The organism is Bradyrhizobium sp. USDA 376, assembly GCF_054063675.1.
In genome coordinates this window covers 8,607,327-8,630,118 of the sequence record NZ_JBSSGN010000001.1, presented here as the reverse complement: position 1 = coordinate 8,630,118, position 22,792 = coordinate 8,607,327, and the positions used below count along the sequence as shown (strand labels likewise).

Here is a 22,792-nt window from a genome sequence, read left to right as displayed (position 1 = left end):
GTGGCCTCTTCGCCTCTCCCCGTAAGAACAGGGAGAGGGAGAAGCTGCACCAGTTGCCACGACGCGTGACGCCCCTTATCAAAGTAGGCGTGAGCGAATAGGGCCGGCTGGACGGGTTGGCTGCATCTTTCGGACGTTGCATGCGGTTTACCTCCCTGGTCATCGAGCTCATTCGCGCCCGGCCGCGGCTGATCGTGTGGATCGCCGTGCTGCTCCAGGCCGCGATGTGGCTGTTCGTGGCGCTGGTGTTTTACCGCAGCCCGCCCGGCACGCTGGCGACGCTGCTGGCGTTCGGCAGGGAATACCGGGTCGGCACCGATCTCGGGCCGCCCTTGCCGGTCTGGCTCGCCGACATCGCCTATCGCCTCGCCGGCGGCCACATGTTCGGCGTCTATGTGCTTGCCCAGCTCTGCGAGATCGCGACCTTCATCGCGCTCTATCATCTCTCCCGCGCCGTGGTCGGCTCGCAGCAGGCGGTGCTCGCCGTGCTCCTGACCATGACGGTGCTGGCCTTCTCCTCGCCCGCGCTCGATTTCGGCCCGCTCGTGCTGGCTCGTCCCCTCTGGGCGCTGCTGCTGCTGCACTCCTGGCAGATCATCGGCCAGCGCCGCGGCAATGCCTGGTTCGCCTGGTCGATCGAGGCGGGTCTCCTGCTGCTGACGACGCCTGCTGCGGTGTTCCTGCTGCTCCTGCTCGTCGTCTTCGCAGTCTCGACCGCCGGTGGCCGCCGCACGCTGCGCGCGCTCGATCCGCTGTTCGCCCTGATCGTCGTCGCCGTGCTGGCGCTGCCCTATGCCGTCTGGCTGATGCGGGCCGAGACGCTGGTGCTGCCGGCCCTGCCGCAGATTGCCGAGCTGAGCGCCCGTGCGATCCACGCAGTCTGGCTGCTCGGCGGGCTCGTGCTCGGGGCAGCCGCGATCCCGGCGCTGACCTTCCTCAACACCCGCCTGTTCGTCGCCAAGGGCGAGGAGGCGCCGATCATCTACCGCCCGCCGGTCGAGCCGCTCGCGCGCAACTTCGTCTATTTCTTCGCGCTGGCGCCGGCGCTCGGCGCGGTGCTGATCTCGGCCGTGCTCGGCCTCGATTCCGTCGTCGGCGGCGCCGGCGTCGTGCTGGTCATGTCGGGGCTTGCCGTGGTCGTCGCGGCCGGCGACCTCATCGCGATGCGCCGTGCGCGGATGCTGCGCATGGTATGGGCCGCCGCCGTCGTCGCGCCCGCAGCCGGCGTGGTGCTCGCAGTGCTGTTCCTGCCCTGGACCGGCGCCAACGAGATTGCGACCTCGATGCCGGCGCGCGCGATCTCGGACTTCTTCGACGAGAGCTTCGCCCGCCGTACCAACCATCGCCTGCGTGCCGTCGCCGGCGAAACCCAGCTCGCCAGCCTGATCACGCTGCATTCCGGCCGGCCGCATCTCTTCATCGATGCCGACCCCGCGCGTACGCCGTGGATCAACCAGACCAAGTTCGGCGAGACCGGCGGCGTCGTGGTCTGGCGCGCCTCCGACACCGCCGGCACCCCGCCGCCCGAGATTCTCAAGCGCTTCCCCGGCATCGTGCCGGAAGTGCCGCGCGCCTTCGAATGGCTCGTAAATGGCCGCCAGCAGCTGCTGCGTATCGGCTGGGCCATCGTGCGGCCGAAGGGGACGTGAGACTCTCGTGCCCCGGACGCTGCGCAGCGCCTCTTCGGCGGTGCGCTGCAGAGCCGGGGCCCATCTCGCCGCATCTTACGGTGTTGCTTTCTGGGTCCCGGCTCTGCGGAGCGTCACTGCGTGCCGCACCGCGTCCGGGACACGAGAGCTCGCTACCCCGCCAGCACCTTCGCGATCGCCCGCAGGTCCTGCCAGGCCAGCCGCTTGTAGGACGGCGAGCGTAACAGATACGCCGGATGGAAGGTCGGCAGCGCACGGATGGTGCGTTGGCCGGTGTCGTAGTCGAACCAGCGCCCGCGGGTGCGCATGATGCCTTCGCGCGTCGACAGCAGCGTCTGCGTCGAGGGATTGCCGAGCGTCACCAGCACATCCGGGTTGACCAGCTCGATCTGGCGCTGGATGAAGGGCAGGCAGATCTGCGTCTCCTGCGGCGTCGGCGTGCGGTTGCCCGGCGGCCGCCAGGGAATGACGTTGGCGATGTAGGCGGTGGTGCGGTTGAGCCCGATCGCCCCGATCATGAGATCGAGCAGCTTGCCGCTGCGCCCGACAAAGGGCAGCCCCTCGATGTCCTCGTCGCGGCCCGGCGCCTCGCCGACGAACATGATGCGCGCCTGCGGGTTGCCGTCGGCGAACACCAGACGCGTTGCGGTGTGCTTCAGCGCGCAGCCCTCGAAGCTCTGCATCAACTCGCGTAGCGCCTCCAGGGTCGGCGCGGTGCGCGCAGCCTCACGCGCCGAGGCGATGGCGACGTCGGGTGCGGGTGCGGCCTCGCCACGGATCGCCGCGGGCGCCGCAACCGGCCGCGGCGCCTCGACCGGCGCCGCGCGCGGGCTAGGTGGCGGCGCATCGATTTCCGCCAGGCGGTCTATCGGTTCCTCCGAAAGCGCGCAGTCGACACCCGCCTCCAGATAGAAGGCGAGCAGCTCTCGGACGGTGGGTGCGGGTTCGGGGATCATGGGAAAGTCTGACTTTTATATCACCTTGGACGGCCTTGCATCCCGGCGGAACGCGATTCCGAGGTTGTCCTACCCGGAAAAATCGGAAACAAGAGGGCGCAAACGACCAAGGACCGTCTCAAGGGCTGAGATCAGATGAGCACCGAAGAACTTCCCCCGCGCGAATCCATGGAATTCGACGTCGTCATCGTCGGCGCCGGCCCCTCGGGCCTGTCGGCCGCGATCCGGCTGAAGCAGCTCAACGCCGATCTCAACGTCGTCGTGGTGGAGAAGGGCTCCGAGGTCGGCGCGCATATTCTCTCGGGCGCGGTGATCGACCCGGCCGGGCTCGACAAGCTGATCCCGGACTGGCGTGAGGATGCCGACTGTCCGCTGAAGACGCAGGTGAAGGACGACCGCTTCTACTGGATGACCGGCGGCGGCGCGATCAAGCTGCCGGCCTTCATCATGCCGCCGCTGATGCACAACCATCACTGCTACATCGGCTCGCTCGGCAATGTCTGCCGCTGGCTGGCGCGCAAGGCCGAGGCGCTCGGCGTCGAGATCTATCCGGGCTTTGCCGCGGCCGAGGTGCTCTACGACGAGGAAGGCAGGGTCAAGGGCATCGCCACCGGCGACATGGGCATCGGCCGCGACGGCAAGCCGAAGGACTCCTTCACCCGTGGCATGGAATTGCTCGGCAAGTACACGCTGTTCGCCGAAGGCGCCCGCGGCAGCCTGACCAAGCTGCTCATCAACAAGTTCGCGCTCGATGCCAAGAGCGAGCCGCCGAAGTTCGGCATCGGGCTCAAGGAAGTCTGGCAGATCGATCCCGCAAAACACCAGAAGGGCCTGATCCAGCACTCGTTCGGCTGGCCGCTCGACCTGAAGACCGGCGGCGGCTCGTTCCTTTATCACTACGACGACAACCTCGTCGCCGTCGGCTTCGTCGTGCATCTCAATTACGACGATCCGTATCTGTCGCCGTTCGACGAGTTCCAGCGCTTCAAGACGCACCCCTCGATCCGCGGCACCTTCGAAGGCGCCAAGCGGCTCGCTTACGGCGCGCGCGCCATCACCGAGGGCGGCTATCAGTCGGTGCCGAAGCTCAGCTTCCCCGGCGGCGCGCTGATCGGTTGCGCCGCCGGCTTCGTCAACGTGCCGCGCATCAAGGGCGTGCACAATGCGATGGGCACCGGCATGCTGGCGGCCGAGCATGTTGCGGCCGCACTCGCGGCGGATCGCGCCAATGACGAGCTCGTCGACTACGAGAACGCCTGGCGCTCGTCCTCTGTCGGCAAGGATCTGTTCCTGGTCCGCAACGTCAAGCCGCTGTGGTCGAAGTTCGGCACCGTGCTCGGCGTCGCGCTCGGCGGCTTCGACATGTGGTGCAACACGCTGTTCGGCGCTTCGCTGTTCGGCACCCAGTCGCACGGCAAGCCCGACCGCGCGACGCTCGATCCGGCCAAGCAGCACGCACCGAAGAACTACCCGAAGCCGGACGGCAAGATCTCCTTCGACAAGCTCTCCTCGGTGTTCCTGTCCAACACCAATCATGAAGAGGACCAGCCGGTCCATCTCAAGGTCACGGACATGAACCTCCAGAAGACGTCCGAGCATGACGTCTTCGCCGGCCCCTCGAATCGCTATTGCCCGGCCGGCGTCTACGAGTGGATCGAGGAGGGGTCGGGCCCGCGCTTCCAGATCAACGCCCAGAACTGCGTCCACTGCAAAACCTGCGACGTGAAGGACCCCAACGGCAACATCACCTGGGTTCCTCCGGAAGGTGGTGGCGGCCCGAACTACGAGGCGATGTAAGAGCGGGCTCAGCCGGAGCGGATCAGGTCACAAAGCGTGATCTGGCGCACGTTCGCGTGAGAACCCGGCCGCGGCTACCTGTCGCGGTCACGATAAGGCCATAGTACCGGCGTCTTGGGGCGGTCTGACCGGCCAGCTGGCCGATTTGGGGCGTGCGGAGGGGATCGCCCGGTCCGAATCCTTGCGGTGAACCGCCAAAAGCGGCATTGTCGGCCCGACGGTTCCGGGTCCCGATGCCACTGGCCGCGTTCGCATGCGAGACGGCCTTCTGCTGCAAACCCAGGCACTACCAACTCAAGGCGAGCCCTGATGTTTTCAAATCGTTTCAACCGCTGGACTGTTGCCGCCATCGCCCTCATGGGCACAGCGATCGCGACGGTCCCCGGCGCGGTCCTGGCGCAGACGCCGGATCACCCGGCTGACACGGCGGCGCAGTTTCCGACCAGAAACGATTTGAAGTCGCTCACCGGTGCCGGCAGCTATCTTGCCGCCCGCCACGCCAGCGTCGAGCGCGATGCGGCTTCGGCGGCAGCCTTCTACCGCTCGGCGCTTCGCACCGATCCCAAGAACAACGAGCTGCTCGACCGCGCCTTCATCTCCTCTGTCGCCGACGGCGATATCGATGAGGCGGTCAAGCTCGCCGAGCGTATCCTCACCATCGACAAGACCAACCGCGTCGCGCGTCTCGTCGTCGGCGTGCATGATCTCAAGCTGAAGAAATACGCGACCGCGCAGAGCAACATCAACCAGTCGATCCGCGGTCCGATCACCGATCTCGTCGCCACGCTGCTGTCGGGCTGGGCCGCCTACGGCGCCGGCGATGCCAAGGGCGGCGTCGCCACCATCGACAAGCTCGCGGGTCCCGAGTGGTATCCGCTGTTCAAGGACCTGCATGCCGGCATGATCCTCGAGCTTTCCGGCAAGGAGAAGGATGCCGGCACCCGCTTCGAGCGCGCCTACAAGCTCGACGATTCCATGCTGCGCGTCACCGAGGCCTATGCGCGCTGGCTGTCGCGCAACAAGGATTCGGCCGCGGCGACCAATGTCTACCAGGCTTTCGACAAGAAGCTCGCCCGCCATCCGCTGATCGTGGAAGGCCTGCGTGATACCAAGGCCGGCAAGAAGCTGCCGCCGCTGGTCGATTCCGCGCAGGCTGGCGCGGCTGAAGCGCTCTACGGCATCGGCGCCACGCTGACCCGCCGCGGCGGCGAGGATCTGGCGCTGGTCTATCTCCAGCTCTCGCTCTACCTGCAGCCCAGCCATCCCCTGGCGCTGCTCTCGCTCGCCGATCTCTATGAATCGGTGAAGCGGCCGCAGATGGCGATCAAGGTCTATGAGCGCGTGCCGGCGACATCGCCGCTGAAGCGCAACGCGCAGATCCAGCTTGCCATCGACCTCGATTCGGCCGATCGGACCGACGAGGCGATCAAGATCCTCAAGGGCGTCACGACCGAGGATGCCAAGGATCTCGAGGCCATCATGGCGCTCGGCAATATCGAGCGCGGCCGCAAGCGGTTCGGCGACTGCGGCGCGACCTATTCGCAAGGCATCGAGGTGCTGACGCCCGGCAACGACAAGGCCAACAGCGTCTGGTACTACTATCGCGGCATCTGCGAGGAGCGCTCCAAGCAGTGGGCCAAGGCCGAAACCGACATGAAGAAGGCGCTCGAGCTCCAGCCCGACCAGCCGCATGTCCTCAATTATCTCGGCTATTCCTGGATCGACCAGGGCGTGAATCTCGACGAAGGCATGAAGATGATCAAGCGCGCCGTCGAGCAGCGTCCCGACGACGGCTACATCGTCGACTCCCTCGGCTGGGCCTATTACCGCATCGGCAATTACGAAGAGGCGGTGAAGAACCTCGAGCGCGCGATCGACCTCAAGCCGGAAGATCCCACCATCAACGATCACCTTGGTGACGCCTATTGGCGCGTCGGCCGCACGCTGGAAGCCAAATTCCAGTGGTCGCATGCACGCGATCTCAAGCCCGAGCCGGATGACCTTCCGAAGATCGAGGCCAAGATCGCCAACGGCTTGACCGAGGACAATTCCAACTCTTCCGCGGCGCAGGCCGAGAAGAAGAAGGACGACGGCAAGGGCGGCTGATCTACGCGCATGATCCGGAAAAGTGCGTAGCGGTTTTCCGATCAGATCATGCGCAAACAAGTGAGTCATTTGGGGGCTGTCGCCGATGTCGGCGTTGATTGAAGAAGGGCGCGCGAAGGTCAATTTGAGCCTTCGCGTCGTTGGCCGTCGTGCGGACGGCTATCATGATCTCGAAAGCGTGGTCGCGTTCGCCGATTGCGCGGACCGGCTCACGCTGGAGCCGGGCGGCGAGCTGAAGCTCACCACCACTGGGCCGCTGGCCGCAGCCTGCGGCGAGACCGCCGATAATCTCGTGTTCAAGGCGGCCAAGCTGATGGCCGAGGCCGTGCCGGGCCTGAAGCTCGGCGCTTTCGCGCTCGACAAGGTGCTTCCTGTGGCCGCCGGGATCGGCGGCGGCTCGGCGGATGCCGCGGCGGCGCTGCGCCTCCTGGCGCGCCTCAACAATCTGTCGCTCGACGATCCCCGTTTGCAGAAGGTTGCACTCGCGACCGGCGCCGACGTGCCGGTGTGCCTGTTCTCGCGCGCCTGCGACATGACCGGCGTCGGCGAGCAGCTGCTGCCGCTCGCCTTGCCGAGCATGCCCTGCGTTATGGTCAATCCGCGCGTGCCTGTCGCGACCAAGGACGTGTTCCAGGCGCTAGGCCTGCGCAGCGGCGAGCTCCTGGTCGGCGCCACCTCGGTCCTCGAAGCTCCGGCGTGGCCGGAGGAGGGCGGGTCGATCGCCGATTGGGTCGACGTTCTCGAAACCGTCGCCAACGATCTCGAGGCGCCCGCGCTGCGGATCGAGCCTGTCATCGGCGAGGTGCTGGAGGCCTTGCGTTCTTCCGGCGGCGTCAAGCTCGCCCGCATGTCCGGCTCCGGCGCGACGTGCTTTGCGATTTACGGTGCGCCCGCTGATGCGCATGCCGCCGCCGAGACGATCCGGCGCGACCACCCCGGCTGGTGGGTGCATGCGGGGACGTTGAGCTAGGCGAGACTGCCGTAGGGTGGGCAAAGGCGCGAAGCGCCGTGCCCACGATCTCTCCTGGTTACGACCGACTGGTGGGCACGCTTCGCTTTGCCCACCCTACGGCGGCGGTGCTAACCCGCGCCTTCCTCGGCCAAACCCAAAAACCGCCGGATCTCACCCGACACCTCCTGCGGCTTGTCGTGCTGCAGCCAGTGTCCGGCCCCGGCGATGGTCTCGATGCGCGCCTGCGGGAAGTAGCGCTCCAGGCCTGCGGCCCTCGCGCCGGCCAGAAAGCTTTCCCCAGCATTCAGCAGCAGCGTCGGGCAGGCGATGCGCGACCACAATGCGACATGATCATCCGCCCACAGCCGGTGCGGAGCAGAGGCGCGCTGATAGGGATCGAACTTCCAGCTGTAGGTGCCGTCTTCGTTCTGCCGTGCGCCGTGCGTGGCGAGATGCAGCGCGAGGTCGCGGGACAGCCGCTTGTTGTGAAGCACCATCTGCGCAGCAGCGTCCGCGAGGCTCGCATAGCGGCGTGGCGTGCGGTCGTGCAGCTTGTCGAGCTGGCCGACCCATTTGCCGATGCGCTCGTGCACCGGCGGCTTTGGCGCGTCCGGCCGCATGGTCACGCCGTCGAGGACGACCAGCTTGGTGACCTGCTCCGGGAATGATCCGGAAAAGATCAGGCTGACCATGCCGCCCATGGAGTGGCCGATGAGGGTGATCTGAGGCGCGGCGATGGTGCGGACCAGCTGGACGAGATCGTAGACATATTCGGTCAGCGCGTAGCTGCCGCCTTTGGTCCAGTCGGAATCGCCATGACCGCGCAGGTCGGGCGCGATCACGTGGAAATGCGGTTGCAGCGATCGCGCGATGACATCCCAGCTGCGGCAATGATCGCGGCCGCCATGGACCAGGATGAGGGGCGGCGCGCTCTCGTTGCCCCAGTCGGCATAATGCAGCCGCAGGCCGTGCGATTCATAGAAGCGGCTTTGCGGGGCGCTAGCCATTGGCCGGCCGCCTCGCCAGCGCGAGCGAGAGGCCGAGGCCCGCGATGAAGACGCCGGAGCCTTGCGTGAGGCGCCGCATCAGTAGCGGCCGTCCGATCAGCTGCGTGCGGGTCGCGGAGGCCATCAGCACCACGACGACATCGGCGAGCGTGTTCAGCGTCACCGAGATTGCGCCCAGCATGATGAATTGCAGCGTCGGGTTCGATCCTGCGGGATCGAGGAATTGCGGAATGAAGGCGAGGAAGAACGCCGCGGTCTTCGGGTTCAGCGCCTCGACCAGCACGCCGTCGCGAAACGCGCGCTTGTCGCCGATGGCTTCGCGCTCGAGCGACAGCATCCGGCCGGCGCTGCGAAAGGTCTTGATGCCGAGCCAGACCAGATAAAGCGCGCCGACAAATTTGACCGCGGTGAACAGTTCCGCACTGGCCAGGATGATCGCGGAGATACCGAGACTGCCGGCCACGACATGGACCATCCCGCCCAGCGCCGTGCCCGCGGTCGAGGCAAAGCCGCTCGCGCGTCCCTCCGACAAGGTGCGTGCCGCGACGTAGAAAATGCCGGGGCCGGGAATTGCCGCAATGAGGAATGCTGCGGCCAGGAACAGCCAGAAATTGGTTTCGGTCATCCTGTTTTGGTAGCGCAGGCTGCCGCGATTGCAAGGCCCCTTTGTTCAGCCCATCCGGCGGAAGATCGCGCTGGCATTCACTCCGCCGAAGCCAAATCCGTTGGAGATGGCGTGTTGCATCGGCATCGGCCGCGCGCGGCCCGAGACGATGTCGATGCCGTCGGCGCTTGCGTCGGGATTTTCGAGATTGAGTGTCGGCGGCGCGATCTGGTCGCGCAAGGCCAGCACGGTGAAGATCGCCTCCAGGCCGCCGGCGGCGCCGAGCAGATGGCCGGTGGCCGATTTGGTCGCGCTCACGGCAATGCCACGGTTGCGGCCGAACAGCGTGGCAATTGCGCCAAGTTCGCTCTCGTCGCCGGCCGGCGTCGACGTGGCATGCGCGTTGAGGTGCTGCAGATCCGCGGGCGCAAGCTTGGCCTGCCGGAGCGCGATCTCCATGGCGCGGCGGGCGCCGTCGCCATCGGGCGGGCCCGACGTCATGTGGTAGGCGTCCGCCGTCGTGCCGTAGCCGACGATCTCCGCGATCGGCGTCGCGCCGCGGGCCAGCGCATGCTCGAGATCCTCGATCACCAGGATGCCGGCGCCTTCGCCCATGACAAAACCGTCGCGGTCGCGATCGAACGGGCGTGATGCGCGTGCGGGGGCGTCGTTTAAGCCGCTCGACAGTGCGCGTGCCGCGGCAAAGCCGCCGAGGCTGACGATGTCGATGCAGGCCTCCGCGCCGCCGCAGATCGCGATGTCGACTTCGCCCGCGCGGATCATGCGCGCGGCATCGCCGATCGCCTGCACGCCGGCCGCGCACGCCGTGACGGGCGTGCCCAGCGGTCCCTTGTAGCCGTATTTGATCGAGACGTGGCCGGCGGCGAGATTGGCGAGGAACGAGGGGATCGTGAACGGCGATAGCCGGCGCGCCCCGCGCTGCTCGGTGATGCGCACCGCCTCTGCCATCGCCGGAAAGCCGCCGACACCGGAGGCGATGATCGTCGCTGTGCGTTCCAGCGCGCTCGCATCCTGCGGCGTCCATTTGGCCTGCGCGACCGCTTCTGCCGTGGCGAGCAGCGCGAACAGGATGAAGCGGTCCATCTTGCGCTGATCCTTGGGCGCGGCGGCCAGCGCCGGATCGAAGCCGCCTTCGGCATCGTCGGCCTTGTCGGGCACGAGCCCGGCAATGCGCGCCGGCAGCGCCTGCGCCCATTCGGGCAGCGGGCGCAATCCGCTTTGGCCGGCGAGCAGCCGGCGCCAGGCCAGTTCGACACCGCAGCCGAGCGGCGACACCGCGCCCATTCCCGTCACGACGATACGACGCATGTCAGTCTCCGGCCGGCGCGACGGCCGGGTTCATGGCTTTGAGCGAAGCGAGCCGCTTGCGCATGCCGCGGCTGGCGCGCGGACCTGCGACGACAACGGCATTGGCGAGCGTGATCGGATGCATGCTGGCGGCATCGACGACCACGGGATCGAGCGGGCGGACATCGGCCCGGTTCGCCAGCAGGATGGCTTCGCCCTTCGGTGCGAGATGCTTGTTGCCCCAGGCCAGCAGCGCCGCGACCACGGGAAAGAAATCCCGCGCCTTGTCGGTCAGCACATATTCATAGCGTGGCGGCCGCTCTTGATAGCGGCGGCGCACGAACATGCCGCTCTCGGTGAGATGGGCGAGCCGCCGCGACAGGATGTTCGGCGCAATGCCGAGGCTTTTCGAAAACTCGTCGAACTTCGTCGCCCCCTGGAACGCGTCCCGCAGGATCAGGATGCTCCACCATTCGCCGACCGTCTCCACGGCGCGGCCGACCGGGCATTCCAGGATGGAGGGGGATTTCGGCTGCATGGCGGGGAAGGTAGGTGAGTTACTTGCGGAATGCAAGTTACTAGACAGACTCGTGCCCCGGACGCAGCGCAGCGCTTCCCTGGCGATGCGGAGCATCGTCCAGTAGCGGTGCGCTGCAGAGCCGGGGCCCATGTTGCTGATGACTGCGGATGTCCCGTGGGTCCCGGCTCTGCGCAGCAACGCGAAGGGCGTTGCAGCGCGTCCGGGACACGAGAGTGAGTATGCTGTTGCCTCGAACTCCGTCATTGCGAGCGCAGCGAAGCAATCCAGAGTCTTGCCACGGGGACAGACTGGATTGCTTCGCTGCGCTCGCAATGACGGTGGTGGTGCGGTGGCGAACTATCTCCCCGATGTCGTCCCGGCGAAGGCCGGGACCCATAACCACAGGGAGAAGTTTGGCGAAGATCGGTAGTGAAGGTGTAGGCGCGGTACGGAGACCGCGCGCCTACCGATGGATCACGCGGTATGGGTCCCGGCCTTCGCCGGGACGACACCGAGTGTGTGGTACGCAGTGCGCCGAAGCGCCGCCCCTAATGCGACCGCGCCAGGCAGAACGCCACGACCTGCTCCAGCGCGCTCTTCATCGGCGAGGACGGGAACAGCGCCAGCGCGTCGACCGCCATGGCGCCGTAATGCTGGGCGCGGCTGAGCGTGTCCTCCAGCGCGCGGTGCTTGTTCATCAACCCGATGGCGTGGTCGAGATCGCCGTCGCCGATCTCGCCGCGCTCGAGTGCGCGGATCCAGAAGGCGCGCTCGGTGTCGTTGCCGCGGCGGAAGGCGAGCACGACGGGCAGCGTGATCTTGCCCTCGCGGAAATCGTCGCCGGTGTTCTTGCCGAGCTTGGCGCTTTTGCCGCCGTAGTCGAGCACGTCGTCGACGAGCTGGAAGGCGATGCCGAGATTCATGCCGACCGAGCGGCACGCGGTCTGCTCCGCCTTCGGGCGGTTGGCGATGACGGGGCCGACCTCGCAGGCGGCCGCGAACAGCTCGGCGGTCTTGCCGCGGATCACGGCGAGATATTCGTCCTCGGTGGTCGCAGTGTTCTTGGCGGCGGCGAGCTGCATCACCTCGCCCTCGGCGATGGTGGCGGCGGCCGCGGAGAGGATGTCGAGCGCGCGGAGCGAGCCGACCTCGACCATCATGCGGAACGCCTGGCCCAGCAGGAAGTCGCCGACCAGCACGCTCGCCTCATTGCCCCAGAGCATGCGCGCCGACAGCTTGCCCCGGCGCATCTCGCTCTCGTCGACGACGTCGTCGTGGAGCAGGGTCGCGGTGTGCATGAACTCGACGGACGCGGCGAGCTTGATGTGGCCGTCGCCGGTGTAGCCGGCGAGGTTGGCCATGGCGAGCGTCAGCATCGGCCGCAGGCGCTTGCCGCCGGAGGAGATCAGATGGTTGGCCACCTCCGGGATCATGGTCACGTCCGAACCGGTCCGCGACAGGATCGTGGCGTTGACGCGCTCCATATCAGGGGCGACAAGGGCAACCAGCTCTTCGATCGACGCGCCGGGAGTTTCGAAAGGTACGATGACGGCCACGCCGGTCTCCAATATTTGCCCCGGAAGGGCTATTCTGATGGAAATACAATAGAAACTGGCGGCGGATGCGGCAAGGCCTGCGGAACCATTGACATTTGCCGCTTTAGCCCCCTTCAGGCAGGAGACCTCAGTTTTGCGTGAACTGGTTCGGACCAACGATATGGTGCTGGTGTCGGCGATCGGCGCGCTGCTCGATGGCGCCAATATCCATCATCTGGTGCTGGACCAGAACATGAGCATCATCGAGGGCTCGCTCGGCATTTTGCCGCGGCGGATCCTGGTCCATGAGGACGACGCCCAGGAGGCCAGGGCGCTCCTGACCGAGGCCGGCCTCAGCCACGAATTGCGCGGCGATGATTGAGGCCGCCACAGATATCACCGAGAACGCCTTTCTCGGCGGCCAGTTGCTCCTGAGGCAGAAGCGGTCCGGACATCGTGCCGGACATGACGCGATCCTGCTGGCGGCGGCGACGGACGCCAGGGAAGGCGACCGGGTGGTCGATCTCGGGGCCGGTATCGGCACGGCGGGACTCGCGCTCGCCCGCCGCGTCGCAGGCATCAGATTGAGCATGGTCGAGATCGATCCGGAACTGGCGGAACTCGCGCGTGCCAATGCCGCGGCGAACGCGATCGCTGCCGAGGCGATCGTGCTCGACGTCACCGTCGATGCACAGGCGTTTGCGGCACATAGGCTGGTGCCCGACAGTGTCGACGTGGTGCTGATGAATCCACCCTTCAACAATCCCACGCGGCATCGCGGCTCGCCGGACCCGTCCCGCCACATCGCGCATGTCGCGACCGGGGAGACGCTGCATGCGTGGGTGCATGCAGCGCGGCGTATCCTCCGATCGAACGGCGTGCTGACCTTGATCTGGCGCGCAGATGGAATCGCCGATGTCATGGCAGCGCTGTCACGCGGCTTCGGCAGCCTTGTGGTCTTGCCGGTTCATGGCGAAGCGGGAAAGCCCGCGATCCGCGTGCTGGTGCGCGCGGTCAAAGGCGGCAGGGCTCCGACACGATTGCTGCCGGGCCTCATGCTGAACGAAGAGTCAAACGTGCCTAAAAAAGCAGTGAGGGATATTCTGGAGGGGAGGGCGGTGTTGCCGCTGGCGGAGCCGTGACGGCTTACTGCGGAAGCGATTCCGTCTGCTGCTCTTGCGGGGACGTAAAGCGAATCGCCGTGAAAAGCGCACCGATCAGCAGCATCAGCAGATAGATCTTCATGGCGTTTCCTCCGCTGCCTATTGCAGCTTCCCAACGGGAATTCTGCAAAACACGTTCCAGGCACTTTCAATGACACTCGCGTGATAAGAAATGGTTAACCAGAGGTAGCGGCATGGCCGAACAATTGAACGATCGTGGGAGTTCCGGCCTGGCCGACAAGCTCATGCAATATCTGCCGGCGCGCTTCCGCCCCGGCACTGCGGTCGTGCCGGTGGTGCGGCTGTCGGGTGTGATCGGCGCGGTGACGCCGCTGCGTCCGGGCATGACGCTTGCGGGCGTCGCACGGATACTGGAGCGGGCGTTTTCGTATCGGAACGCCAAGGCGGTGGCGTTGGTGATCAACTCGCCCGGCGGCTCGCCGGTGCAGTCGCGCCAGATATTCTTGCGCATCAAGCAGCTCGCGGTCGAGAAGAAGCTGCCGGTGCTGGTGTTCGTCGAGGACGTTGCAGCCTCGGGCGGCTACATGATCGCCTGCGCCGGTGACGAGATCTTCTGCGATCCGTCCTCGATCCTCGGCTCGATCGGCGTGGTCGGCGGCAGCTTCGGCTTCCAGGACGCAATCAAGCGGCTCGGCGTCGAGCGGCGCCTCTACACGGCCGGCACGCACAAGGCGATGCTCGATCCGTTCCTCCCGGAAAACCCGGATGACGTGGCGAAGCTCAAGGCGATCCAGCGCGAGATCCACCAAATCTTCATTGCGCTGGTGAAGGAGAGCCGCGGAGAGCGGCTGAAGGGCTCGGACGACACCCTGTTCACGGGTGAATACTGGGCCGGCGACAGCTCGGTCGCGCTGGGGCTTGCCGACGGCATCGGCGATCTCCGCTCAACTCTTCGTGCCCGCTATGGCGAGAAGGTTCTCACCCCCGTGATTGCCCAGCCGACCGGCTTGCTGTCCGGCCTTCTAGGGCGGAAATCGCCCGGCGCGGGCCAGCTTTCGGCCCTGGAATCAATGGCCGGGCTGCCGGATGATCTGATCTCGGCGGTCGAGACGCGGGCGATTTGGGCGAAATTCGGGTTCTAGGCCGCGCCCTCCCGCGCCATTTGGTCCGGCGCGAGCCAATTGCGGCGTAGCCCCGACTGCGCGACAATGCATGTGGGGGCTGAGCACTAGACAAGGATCGACAGATGCCGCCGTTCGTCGCTTTCGCGGGCGTCCTGGGCGGGCTTGCCGTGGTCCGCTGGGCCTACAAGACCGCACTCCGGATCAACCAGGAGCTGGAGGAGATGCGCCTGTCGCGCGTCGCTGAGGCCGCCCATATGGGGGAAATCCAGACACTGAAGCGCGACCCCGTGACCGGAGCTTACCGGCCGGGTTAGCTCTCGCCGCACGCACAGTGCGCCCCCTCTCCCGCTTGCGGGGGAGGGTTGGGGAGGGGGTATCTCCGCGGGCGAGACCGCCCAAGAGGATAAAGCCCTCACCCGCGCCTTCGGCGCGACCTCTCCCGCAAGCGGGAGAGGTAAGAAGCAGCCCCCTTTGCCTTGATTCCCATCCCCGCCGTCGATACGGTCCCGCGCGATTCAAAACCCCCCGCGAGAGCCTGATCTGACGATGGACGCCTCATTGCCCGCCCATATGCGCCCGGAACGCTCGTTCCAGGGCTTCATCCTCGCGCTCCAGCGGTTCTGGGCCGAGCAGGGCTGCGTGATCCTGCAGCCCTACGACATGGAGATGGGTGCGGGCACCTTCCATCCGGCGACCACGCTGCGCGCGCTCGGCCCCAAGCCCTGGAACGCGGCCTATGTGCAGCCCTCGCGCCGGCCCAAGGACGGCCGCTACGGCGAGAACCCGAACCGGATGCAGCACTACTACCAGTTCCAGGTGATCATGAAGCCGTCGCCGCCGAACCTTCAGGAGCTGTACCTGAAGTCGCTCGCCGCGATCGGCATCGATTCCGCCGTGCATGACATCCGCTTCGTCGAGGACGACTGGGAGAGCCCGACGCTGGGCGCCTGGGGTCTCGGCTGGGAGTGCTGGTGCGATGGCATGGAAGTCAGCCAGTTCACGTACTTCCAGCAGGTCGCCGGCTTCGAATGCGCGCCGGTCGCGGGCGAGCTCACCTATGGCCTCGAGCGCCTCGCGATGTATGTGCAGGGCGTCGACCGTGTCTACGACCTCAACTTCAACGGCCGCGAGGGCGATGCCAAGGTCACCTATGGCGACGTCTTCCTGCAGGCCGAACGCGAATATTCGAAGCACAACTTTGAAGTTGCCGACACCGCGATGCTGTTCGAGCAGTTCAAGATGGCGGAAGCGGTGTGCAGAAAGTACCTCGACGCCGGCTGGCAAGAAAACTCGGAGTCCGGCAAGCGCGAGGCGCACCTGATGGCGCTGCCGGCCTATGACCAGTGCATCAAGGCCAGCCACGTCTTCAACCTTCTGGACGCGCGCGGCGTGATCTCGGTGACGGAGCGGCAGAGCTACATTTTGCGCGTGCGCGAATTGGCAAAAGCCTGCGGCGAGGCCTGGATCCATACTGAAGCGGGCGGAGCGGCCTGATGCCCGAACTTTTGCTTGAACTGTTCTCGGAAGAAATCCCCGCGCGCATGCAGGCCAAGGCGGCCGACGATTTGCGTCGCATGGTCACCGACAAGCTCGTCGCCGAAGGCCTCGTCTACGAAGGCGCGAAGGCCTTCGCGACGCCGCGCCGCCTTGCCCTCACCGTGCACGGCATTCCTGCGCGCCAGCCGGACCTGAAGACCGAGCGCCGCGGACCGAAGGTTGGCGCGCCCGATGCGGCCGTGCAGGGCTTTCTGAAAGCGACAGGTCTGAAGTCGCTGGACGAGGCCAAGATCCAGCGCGACCCCAAGGGTGATTTCTACATCGGGTTGATCGAAAAGCCCGGCCGCGACGCCATCGACGTGCTCGCGGAAATCCTGCCCGTCATCATCCGCACCTTCCCCTGGCCGAAATCGATGCGCTGGGGTGCGCGCTCCGGCAAGCCGGGATCGCTGAGCTGGGTGCGCCCGCTGCATGCGATCACCGCGACCTTCGGGCTCGAGACCGAAGAGCCTGATGTCGTGAAGTTCGAGGTCGACGGCATCGAGACCGGCCAGACCACGTACGGTCACCGCTTCATGGCACCTGGCGCGATCAACGTGCGCCGTTTCGAGGACTACGAAGCCAAGCTGAAGGCTGCGAAAGTCATCCTCGATCCGCAGGCGCGCAAGGACATCATCTTCGCCGATGCCAAGGAACTGACCTTCGCGCAGGGTTTTGAGCTGGTCGAGGATCAGGTGCTGCTGGACGAGGTCTCGGGCCTCGTCGAATGGCCCGTCGTCATGATGGGATCGTTCGAGGAAGAGTATCTCGCGATCCCGGACGAGGTGATCCGCGCGACCATCCGCAACAACCAGAAGTGCTTCGTCGTCAAGGATCCCAAGACGGGGAAGCTGACCAACAAGTTCGTCCTCACCGCCAATATCGAGGCGACCGACGGCGGCAAGGTCATCGTATCGGGCAATGAGCGCGTGATCCGTCCGCGCCTGTCGGATGCGAAGTTCTTCTACGAGACCGACCTGAAGACCAAGCTCGAGGATCGTCTGCCGAAGTTCGAGCAGATCGTGTTCCACGAGAAGTTGGGTACGCAGGCCGAGCGGATCAAGCGCATCGAGCGGCTTGCTGCCGAGATCGCACCGCTGGTCGGCGCCGATGTCGCGAAAGCAACGCGCGCGGCGCATCTGGCAAAGGCGGACCTGCTGTCCGAAGTCGTCGGCGAATTCCCCGAAGTGCAGGGCCTGATGGGCAAGTACTACGCGCTGGCCCAGGGCGAGGATGCTTCGGTCGCCGCGGCCTGCGAAGAGCATTATAAGCCGCAGGGCCCAACCGATCGCGTGCCGACCGATCCGGTCAGCATTGCAGTCGCGCTCGCCGACAAGATCGACACGCTCGTCGGCTTCTGGGCGATCGACGAGAAGCCGACGGGCAGCAAGGACCCGTATGCGCTGCGCCGTGCGGCGCTCGGTGTGATCAGGCTGATCGTCGAGAACGCGCTGCGCCTGTCGCTGATGAAGGTGGCGGCGTCTGCGCTCGCCGGCATGTCGGTGAAGCCTGCCGACGCGCAGAAGCTTCCGAGCGATCTGCTCGCCTTCTTCGCCGACCGCCTGAAAGTGCAGCTCCGCGAGCAGGGCGCGCGTCACGATCTCGTCGACGCCGTGTTCGCGCTTGGCGGCCAGGACGACCTCTTGATGATCGTCCGGCGCGTCGAGGCGCTCGGCAAATTCCTCGAGAGCGACGACGGCAAGAACCTGCTCGCCGGCACCAAGCGCGCCAGCAACATCCTCTCGATCGAGGAGAAGAAGGACAAGCGCAGCTTCGACGGCGCACCCGATGCTGCGCTCTACAGCCTCGCTGAGGAGAAGGCGCTGGCCAGGGCGATCGGCGAGGTGAAGGCGGAAGCAAGCGCCGCCGTCGCCAAGGAAGACTTCGCCGCCGCGATGAGCGCGCTGGCAAAGCTGCGTCCGCCGGTCGATGCGTTCTTCGACAAGGTCCGCGTCAACGACGACGACGCCAAGGTCCGCGAGAATCGTCTGAAGCTGCTGAACGAAATCCGCAGCGCCACGCGTGCGGTGGCGGATTTCTCGAAGATCCAGGATTGATCACTCCGTCATTCCGGGGCGGTGCGCAGCACCGAACCCGGAATCTCGAGATTCCGGGTTCGCGCTTCGCACGCCCCGGAATGACAGCGTTGAATAAAAAAGCCCCGCCCGGTGGGGGGAGACCGGGCAGGGCCTGATGTCCGATTTAACACTGCTCGCGCCAGCCTGATTGAAGTGGCGCGCCGGACATCTAGTCGATCAGCGGCGTTCTTAGGCGAAGTGACTACCGGTTCGCGTGACGAAAACGCGTCCGGACAAGCGTCTAGTCCAACACCTCGACGATGCGGCGCGAGCGCGGCTCGACCAGCACGGTCTCGCCGTTCACGACGGTGTAACGATAGGTGGTGGCGCCGAAACGTTGCGGCACGTCATAATAGGTGATGCCACTTTCAGGTAAGGTGGAGCCCACCACCACGCGATCCGGGACACGGAAGGCCGGTACACGTTGCTCGACGACATAGTCGCGGAAGGCGGGCCTCTGTTCGACTGCGATCGTCGGGCCGCTCTCGACGACGACAGGTGCGCGCCCGACCGTGCTTTGCGCCTGCGCCGCCAGGGGCGAGCCGACCGCGGCCGCGAGCGCTGCAAGAGCAAGAATCCTGTTCCGCATGCAAAACTCCTTCGACGTGATTTTTCGGAAGCGCCAGTGGCGCGACTCGTTGCCAATGCATGCGTCTTGGCAATGTTCCGGGAAAATGCCCGCCGCATTCGAGGCAATTTCAGGCAGTTTTCGCGAAAGGGGGAACCTGCTCGCGCCTTGCGCGTCTCTACTCGCGGAACCGGGATCGCTATGATCCGCCGGCGATTCGCCCCACCTCCACAGAAAGATAATTCATGCACATCACCGTCGCCCACATTTCGCCGATCCTGTCGTTGATTGCGGGCGTGCTCATCCTGATCATGCCGCGGCTGCTCAACCTGATCGTCGCGATCTTTCTCATCATCAACGGTGCGATCGGGCTCGGGCTCCTGAAGTGGCTCCATCTCTAGGGGTTCATTTTCAGGAACTGTCCGACTTGCGCGGGCCCCGCCAAAATGGTGTAAGGCCCGCGATTTCCCATTCCTCTCGCAGGTTGTGTGCAAGCTATGGCCAAAGCCGCCTCGAAGCCTAAGAAAATACCAGCGAAATCAAAGTCCTCCGCCAAGGCGAAAGCCGCGCCGGCGGCCCGCAAGGCGCTTCCCAAGAGCGCCCTGAAGAGCGCCCCGAAGCCGGTGGCCAAGCCGGCTGCGAAGGCCGCGACCAAGCCGGCTGCGCCGAAGGTCGCCGCCAAGGTCGCACCGAAGAAGGCCGCGCCAGCCAAGGCGGCGCCAGCCGCGGCCAAGGCCGGCAAATGGGTGTACACATTCGGCGACGGCAAGGCCGAGGGCCGGACGGAGATGCGCGACCTGCTCGGCGGCAAGGGCGCCAACCTCGCTGAGATGGCCAATCTCGGCCTGCCGGTGCCTCCGGGCTTCACCATCCCGACCTCGGTCTGCACCTACTTCTACGCACACGACAAGACCTACCCTAGGGAATTGCAGGCACAGGTTGAGAAGGCGCTCGACCATGTCGGCAAGTTGACCGGCAAAGTGTTCGGCGACACCAAGAACCCGCTGCTCGTCTCGGTGCGCTCCGGCGCGCGTGCCTCGATGCCGGGCATGATGGACACGGTGCTCAATCTCGGCCTTAACGACCAGACCGTGGAAGCGCTCTCGGAGCTGTCGGGCGACCGCCGTTTCGCCTATGACAGCTATCGCCGCTTCATCACCATGTATTCCGACGTGGTGCTCGGCTTCGAGCATCATCACTTCGAGGAAATCCTCGACACCTTCAAGGACAGCCAGGGCTACACTCTCGACACCGACCTGTCCGCCGACGACTGGGTCGAACTGGTCGGCAAGTACAAGGACGCGGTCGCGCGCGAGACGGGGAAGGAATTCCCGCAGGATCCGCACGACCAGCTCTGGGGCGCGATCGGCGCGGTGTTCTCATCCTGGATGAACGCGCGCGCGGTGACCTACCGCAAGCTGCACGACATTCCGGAATCCTGGGGCACCGCGGTCAACGTGCAGGCCATGGTGTTCGGCAACATGGGCGAGACCTCGGCGACCGGCGTTGCCTTCACCCGCAACCCCTCGACCGGCGAGAGCAAGCTCTACGGGGAGTTCCTGATCAACGCGCAAGGTGAGGACGTGGTGGCGGGCATCCGCACGCCGCAGGACATCACCGAGGAGGCGCGGAAGGAGTCGGGCTCCGACAAGGCGTCGATGGAATCGGCGATGCCGGAGGCCTTCAAGGAGCTGACGCGGATCTACACGCTGCTCGAGAAGCACTACCGCGACATGCAGGACATGGAGTTCACGGTCGAGCAGGGCAAGCTGTGGATGCTCCAGACCCGCGGCGGCAAGCGCACCGCCAAGGCGGCGCTGCGCATCGCGGTCGAGCTCGCCAATGAGGGCCTGATCTCGAAGAAGGAAGCGGTGACGCGGATCGATCCGGCTTCGCTCGATCAGCTCTTGCATCCGACCATCGATCCCAACGCCAAGCGCGACGTGATCGCCACCGGCCTGCCGGCATCCCCGGGTGCTGCCTCCGGCGAGATCGTGTTCTCATCGGACGAGGCGGCCAAGCTCCAGGGCGACGGACGCAAGGTCATCCTGGTCCGCATCGAGACCAGCCCGGAAGACATCCACGGCATGCATGCGGCCGAAGGCATCCTGACCACCCGCGGCGGCATGACCTCGCACGCGGCGGTCGTTGCGCGCGGCATGGGCAAGCCCTGCGTCTCCGGCTGCGGCACCATCCGCGTCGATTACGGCCGCGGCACCATGAGCATCGGCTCGCGCACCTTCAAGACCGGCGACGTCATCACCATCGACGGCTCGCTCGGCCAGGTGCTTGCCGGCCGCATGCCGATGATCGAGCCGGAGCTGTCCGGCGAGTTCGGAACGCTGATGAACTGGGCCGATCAGGTCCGCAAGATCGGCGTCCGCGTCAATGGCGACACGCCGGATGACGCGCGCACCGCGATCAAGTTCGGCGCCGAAGGCATCGGTCTCTGCCGCACCGAGCACATGTTCTTCGAGGAGACACGCATACGCACCGTGCGCGAGATGATCCTCTCGGAGGACGAGCAGTCTCGCCGCGCCGCGCTGGCAAAGCTGCTGCCGATGCAGCGCGCCGACTTCGTCGAGTTGTTTGAGATCATGAAGGGCCTGCCCGTCACGATCCGGCTTTTGGATCCTCCCCTCCATGAATTCCTGCCGCACACCCATGCCGAGGTCGAGGAAGTGGCGCGCGCCATGAACACCGACCCGCGGCGCCTCGCCGACCGCGCTCGCGAGCTCTCGGAGTTCAATCCGATGCTCGGCTTCCGCGGCTGCCGCATCGCGATCGCCTATCCGGAGATCGCCGAGATGCAGGCACGCGCGATCTTCGAGGCGGCGGTCGAAGCCGAGAAGCGCACCGGCAAGGCCGTCGGCCTCGAGGTGATGGTGCCGCTGATCGCGACCAAGGCCGAGCTCGACCTCGTCAAGGCGCGTATCGACGCCACCGCGAAGGCGGTGATGCGCGAGACCAACACCAAGCTCGCCTATCAGGTCGGCACCATGATCGAGCTGCCGCGCGCCTGCCTGCTTGCAGCAGAGATTGCGGAGAGCGCCGAGTTCTTCTCCTTCGGCACCAATGACCTCACGCAGACGACCTACGGCATCAGCCGCGACGACGCGGCGAGCTTCCTCGGTCCCTACGTGACGAAGGGCATCCTTTCGGTCGATCCCTTCGTCGCGCTGGACCAGGAAGGCGTCGGCGAGCTCGTCAAGATCGGCGTCGCGCGCGGCCGCAAGACGCGTGCGAAGCTCAAGGTCGGCATCTGCGGCGAGCACGGCGGCGATCCCGCCTCCGTCGCCTTCTGCCACAATATCGGCCTCGACTACGTCTCCTGCTCGCCCTATCGCGTGCCGATCGCACGCCTTGCGGCGGCGCAGGCCGCACTCGGCAAGGCTGTCGCGAGCCAGGCGTAAGCGCAGAGTTAAAGCGTTGAATGCGAAGAGGCGGGGCCAAACCCCGCCTCTTTCATTTTGTGCGACGCTGCATCCACACCGTCATTGCTTCGCTGCGCTCGCAATGACGAGTTTGTGGGATGTGCTCGCCACACATTCAGTGTCATCGCCCGGCCTTGACCGGGCGATCCAGTACTCCGAGACAGCAGTGACAGAATCGATAGGCCGCTGCGTACTGGTGCCCCGCCTTCGCGGGGCATGACAGCTGTTGCCGCGGAATCATCTCGCGCAGCACCGGGAACTCACCCGTCCCGTAATGATACGTGCGCGCAAGAGTTCCTTCACCATTCGCGTTGACCAGATGTTTACCGCTTCACGTCAGGCCGCATTTACCAATGTGCATTGTCGCCCCGTGAAAACACCTGTGTTTGCTTGAGTGTGCCGCGCGCGCAACGCCGATTAACGCCCCGGCAACCTAAATTGGATACTTACGATAAAGATCGAATTGCACGGATGTACTGAGTTCGATCAGACGA

The 22,792-nt window shown here is 65.7% G+C and carries 19 protein-coding genes; 12 read left to right on the top strand and 7 right to left on the bottom strand.

All coding sequences use genetic code 11. The features are described 5' to 3' along the window. Positions 1-140: 140 nt before the first annotated feature. The gene (locus ACVJ19_RS40630) at positions 141-1,649 is read left to right on the top strand and encodes a glycosyltransferase family 39 protein (protein WP_453954668.1); all 1,509 of its coding nucleotides are present in this window, start codon (positions 141-143) and stop codon (positions 1,647-1,649) included. A gap of 152 nt (positions 1,650-1,801) precedes the next feature. On the opposite strand, the gene ACVJ19_RS40625 is transcribed toward ACVJ19_RS40630, so the two are convergent. Next, the gene (locus ACVJ19_RS40625) at positions 1,802-2,605 is read right to left on the bottom strand and encodes a uracil-DNA glycosylase (RefSeq protein WP_453954667.1); all 804 of its coding nucleotides are present in this window, start codon (positions 2,603-2,605) and stop codon (positions 1,802-1,804) included. A 135-nt stretch (positions 2,606-2,740) separates the two neighbouring features. On the opposite strand from ACVJ19_RS40625, the gene ACVJ19_RS40620 reads away from it, so the two are divergent. The 3 genes from ACVJ19_RS40620 to ACVJ19_RS40610 all read left to right on the top strand — a co-directional run bounded on the left by ACVJ19_RS40620 (position 2,741) and on the right by ACVJ19_RS40610 (position 7,478). Continuing rightward, positions 2,741-4,402, top strand: coding sequence for an electron transfer flavoprotein-ubiquinone oxidoreductase (locus tag ACVJ19_RS40620; RefSeq protein ID WP_453954666.1), 1,662 nt, complete (start codon positions 2,741-2,743; stop codon positions 4,400-4,402). A 309-nt stretch (positions 4,403-4,711) separates the two neighbouring features. Then, positions 4,712-6,508, top strand: a complete 1,797-nt coding sequence (locus ACVJ19_RS40615; protein WP_453954665.1) for a tetratricopeptide repeat protein — start codon at positions 4,712-4,714, stop codon at positions 6,506-6,508. Between the two features lie 85 nt (positions 6,509-6,593). Beyond that, positions 6,594-7,478: a 4-(cytidine 5'-diphospho)-2-C-methyl-D-erythritol kinase gene (locus ACVJ19_RS40610; protein ID WP_453954664.1), complete on the top strand. Its 885-nt coding sequence runs from the start codon at positions 6,594-6,596 to the stop codon at positions 7,476-7,478. 110 nt (positions 7,479-7,588) lie between these two features. On the opposite strand, the gene ACVJ19_RS40605 is transcribed toward ACVJ19_RS40610, so the two are convergent. The 5 genes from ACVJ19_RS40605 to ACVJ19_RS40585 all read right to left on the bottom strand — a co-directional run bounded on the left by ACVJ19_RS40605 (position 7,589) and on the right by ACVJ19_RS40585 (position 12,455). Continuing rightward, positions 7,589-8,467, bottom strand: coding sequence for an alpha/beta fold hydrolase (locus ACVJ19_RS40605; RefSeq protein WP_453954663.1), 879 nt, complete (start codon positions 8,465-8,467; stop codon positions 7,589-7,591). After that, the gene (locus tag ACVJ19_RS40600) at positions 8,460-9,092 is read right to left on the bottom strand and encodes a LysE family translocator (RefSeq protein ID WP_453954662.1); all 633 of its coding nucleotides are present in this window, start codon (positions 9,090-9,092) and stop codon (positions 8,460-8,462) included. The genes ACVJ19_RS40605 and ACVJ19_RS40600 overlap by 8 nt, the downstream gene beginning before the upstream one ends. Positions 9,093-9,137: 45 nt before the next feature. Continuing rightward, on the bottom strand, positions 9,138-10,400 hold the full coding sequence (gene fabF, locus ACVJ19_RS40595) for a beta-ketoacyl-ACP synthase II (RefSeq protein ID WP_453954661.1): 1,263 nt from the start codon (positions 10,398-10,400) through the stop codon (positions 9,138-9,140). A gap of 1 nt (position 10,401) precedes the next feature. Further along, a complete protein-coding gene (locus tag ACVJ19_RS40590; protein WP_453954660.1) occupies positions 10,402-10,917 on the bottom strand; it encodes a winged helix-turn-helix transcriptional regulator in 516 nt (171 codons plus the stop codon). Between the two features lie 530 nt (positions 10,918-11,447). After that, positions 11,448-12,455, bottom strand: a complete 1,008-nt coding sequence (locus ACVJ19_RS40585) for a polyprenyl synthetase family protein (RefSeq protein ID WP_448033878.1) — start codon at positions 12,453-12,455, stop codon at positions 11,448-11,450. A 133-nt stretch (positions 12,456-12,588) separates the two neighbouring features. Between ACVJ19_RS40585 and ACVJ19_RS40580 the strand changes: the two genes are divergently transcribed. From ACVJ19_RS40580 to glyS, 6 genes are all read left to right on the top strand, one after another. Further along, positions 12,589-12,816 (top strand): putative signal transducing protein, encoded by a 228-nt coding sequence (locus tag ACVJ19_RS40580; protein ID WP_008131471.1) that lies wholly within the window; start codon positions 12,589-12,591, stop codon positions 12,814-12,816. Then, complete coding sequence (locus ACVJ19_RS40575) at positions 12,809-13,576, top strand: tRNA1(Val) (adenine(37)-N6)-methyltransferase (protein ID WP_453954659.1); 768 nt, start codon at positions 12,809-12,811, stop codon at positions 13,574-13,576. Before ACVJ19_RS40580 ends, ACVJ19_RS40575 begins: the two co-directional genes overlap by 8 nt. A gap of 215 nt (positions 13,577-13,791) precedes the next feature. Then, a complete protein-coding gene (locus ACVJ19_RS40570; RefSeq protein WP_453954658.1) occupies positions 13,792-14,700 on the top strand; it encodes a S49 family peptidase in 909 nt (302 codons plus the stop codon). Between the two features lie 104 nt (positions 14,701-14,804). Then, complete coding sequence (locus ACVJ19_RS40565) at positions 14,805-14,996, top strand: hypothetical protein (RefSeq protein ID WP_157330111.1); 192 nt, start codon at positions 14,805-14,807, stop codon at positions 14,994-14,996. A 232-nt stretch (positions 14,997-15,228) separates the two neighbouring features. Beyond that, on the top strand, positions 15,229-16,176 hold the full coding sequence (locus ACVJ19_RS40560; protein ID WP_453954657.1) for a glycine--tRNA ligase subunit alpha: 948 nt from the start codon (positions 15,229-15,231) through the stop codon (positions 16,174-16,176). Then, positions 16,176-18,275, top strand: a complete 2,100-nt coding sequence (gene glyS / locus ACVJ19_RS40555; RefSeq protein WP_453954656.1) for a glycine--tRNA ligase subunit beta — start codon at positions 16,176-16,178, stop codon at positions 18,273-18,275. Before ACVJ19_RS40560 ends, glyS begins: the two co-directional genes overlap by 1 nt. A 262-nt stretch (positions 18,276-18,537) precedes the next feature. Here glyS and ACVJ19_RS40550 read toward each other — a convergent pair whose 3' ends face one another. After that, positions 18,538-18,885: a DUF1236 domain-containing protein gene (locus tag ACVJ19_RS40550; protein WP_453954655.1), complete on the bottom strand. Its 348-nt coding sequence runs from the start codon at positions 18,883-18,885 to the stop codon at positions 18,538-18,540. 224 nt (positions 18,886-19,109) lie between these two features. Between ACVJ19_RS40550 and ACVJ19_RS40545 the strand changes: the two genes are divergently transcribed. Together ACVJ19_RS40545 and ppdK are read left to right on the top strand one after the other, a co-directional pair. After that, positions 19,110-19,265, top strand: coding sequence for a DUF3096 domain-containing protein (locus tag ACVJ19_RS40545; RefSeq protein WP_074077234.1), 156 nt, complete (start codon positions 19,110-19,112; stop codon positions 19,263-19,265). A gap of 96 nt (positions 19,266-19,361) precedes the next feature. Next, positions 19,362-22,277, top strand: a complete 2,916-nt coding sequence (ppdK, locus tag ACVJ19_RS40540) for a pyruvate, phosphate dikinase (RefSeq protein ID WP_453954654.1) — start codon at positions 19,362-19,364, stop codon at positions 22,275-22,277. The last annotated feature ends 515 nt before the right edge of the window (positions 22,278-22,792 follow it).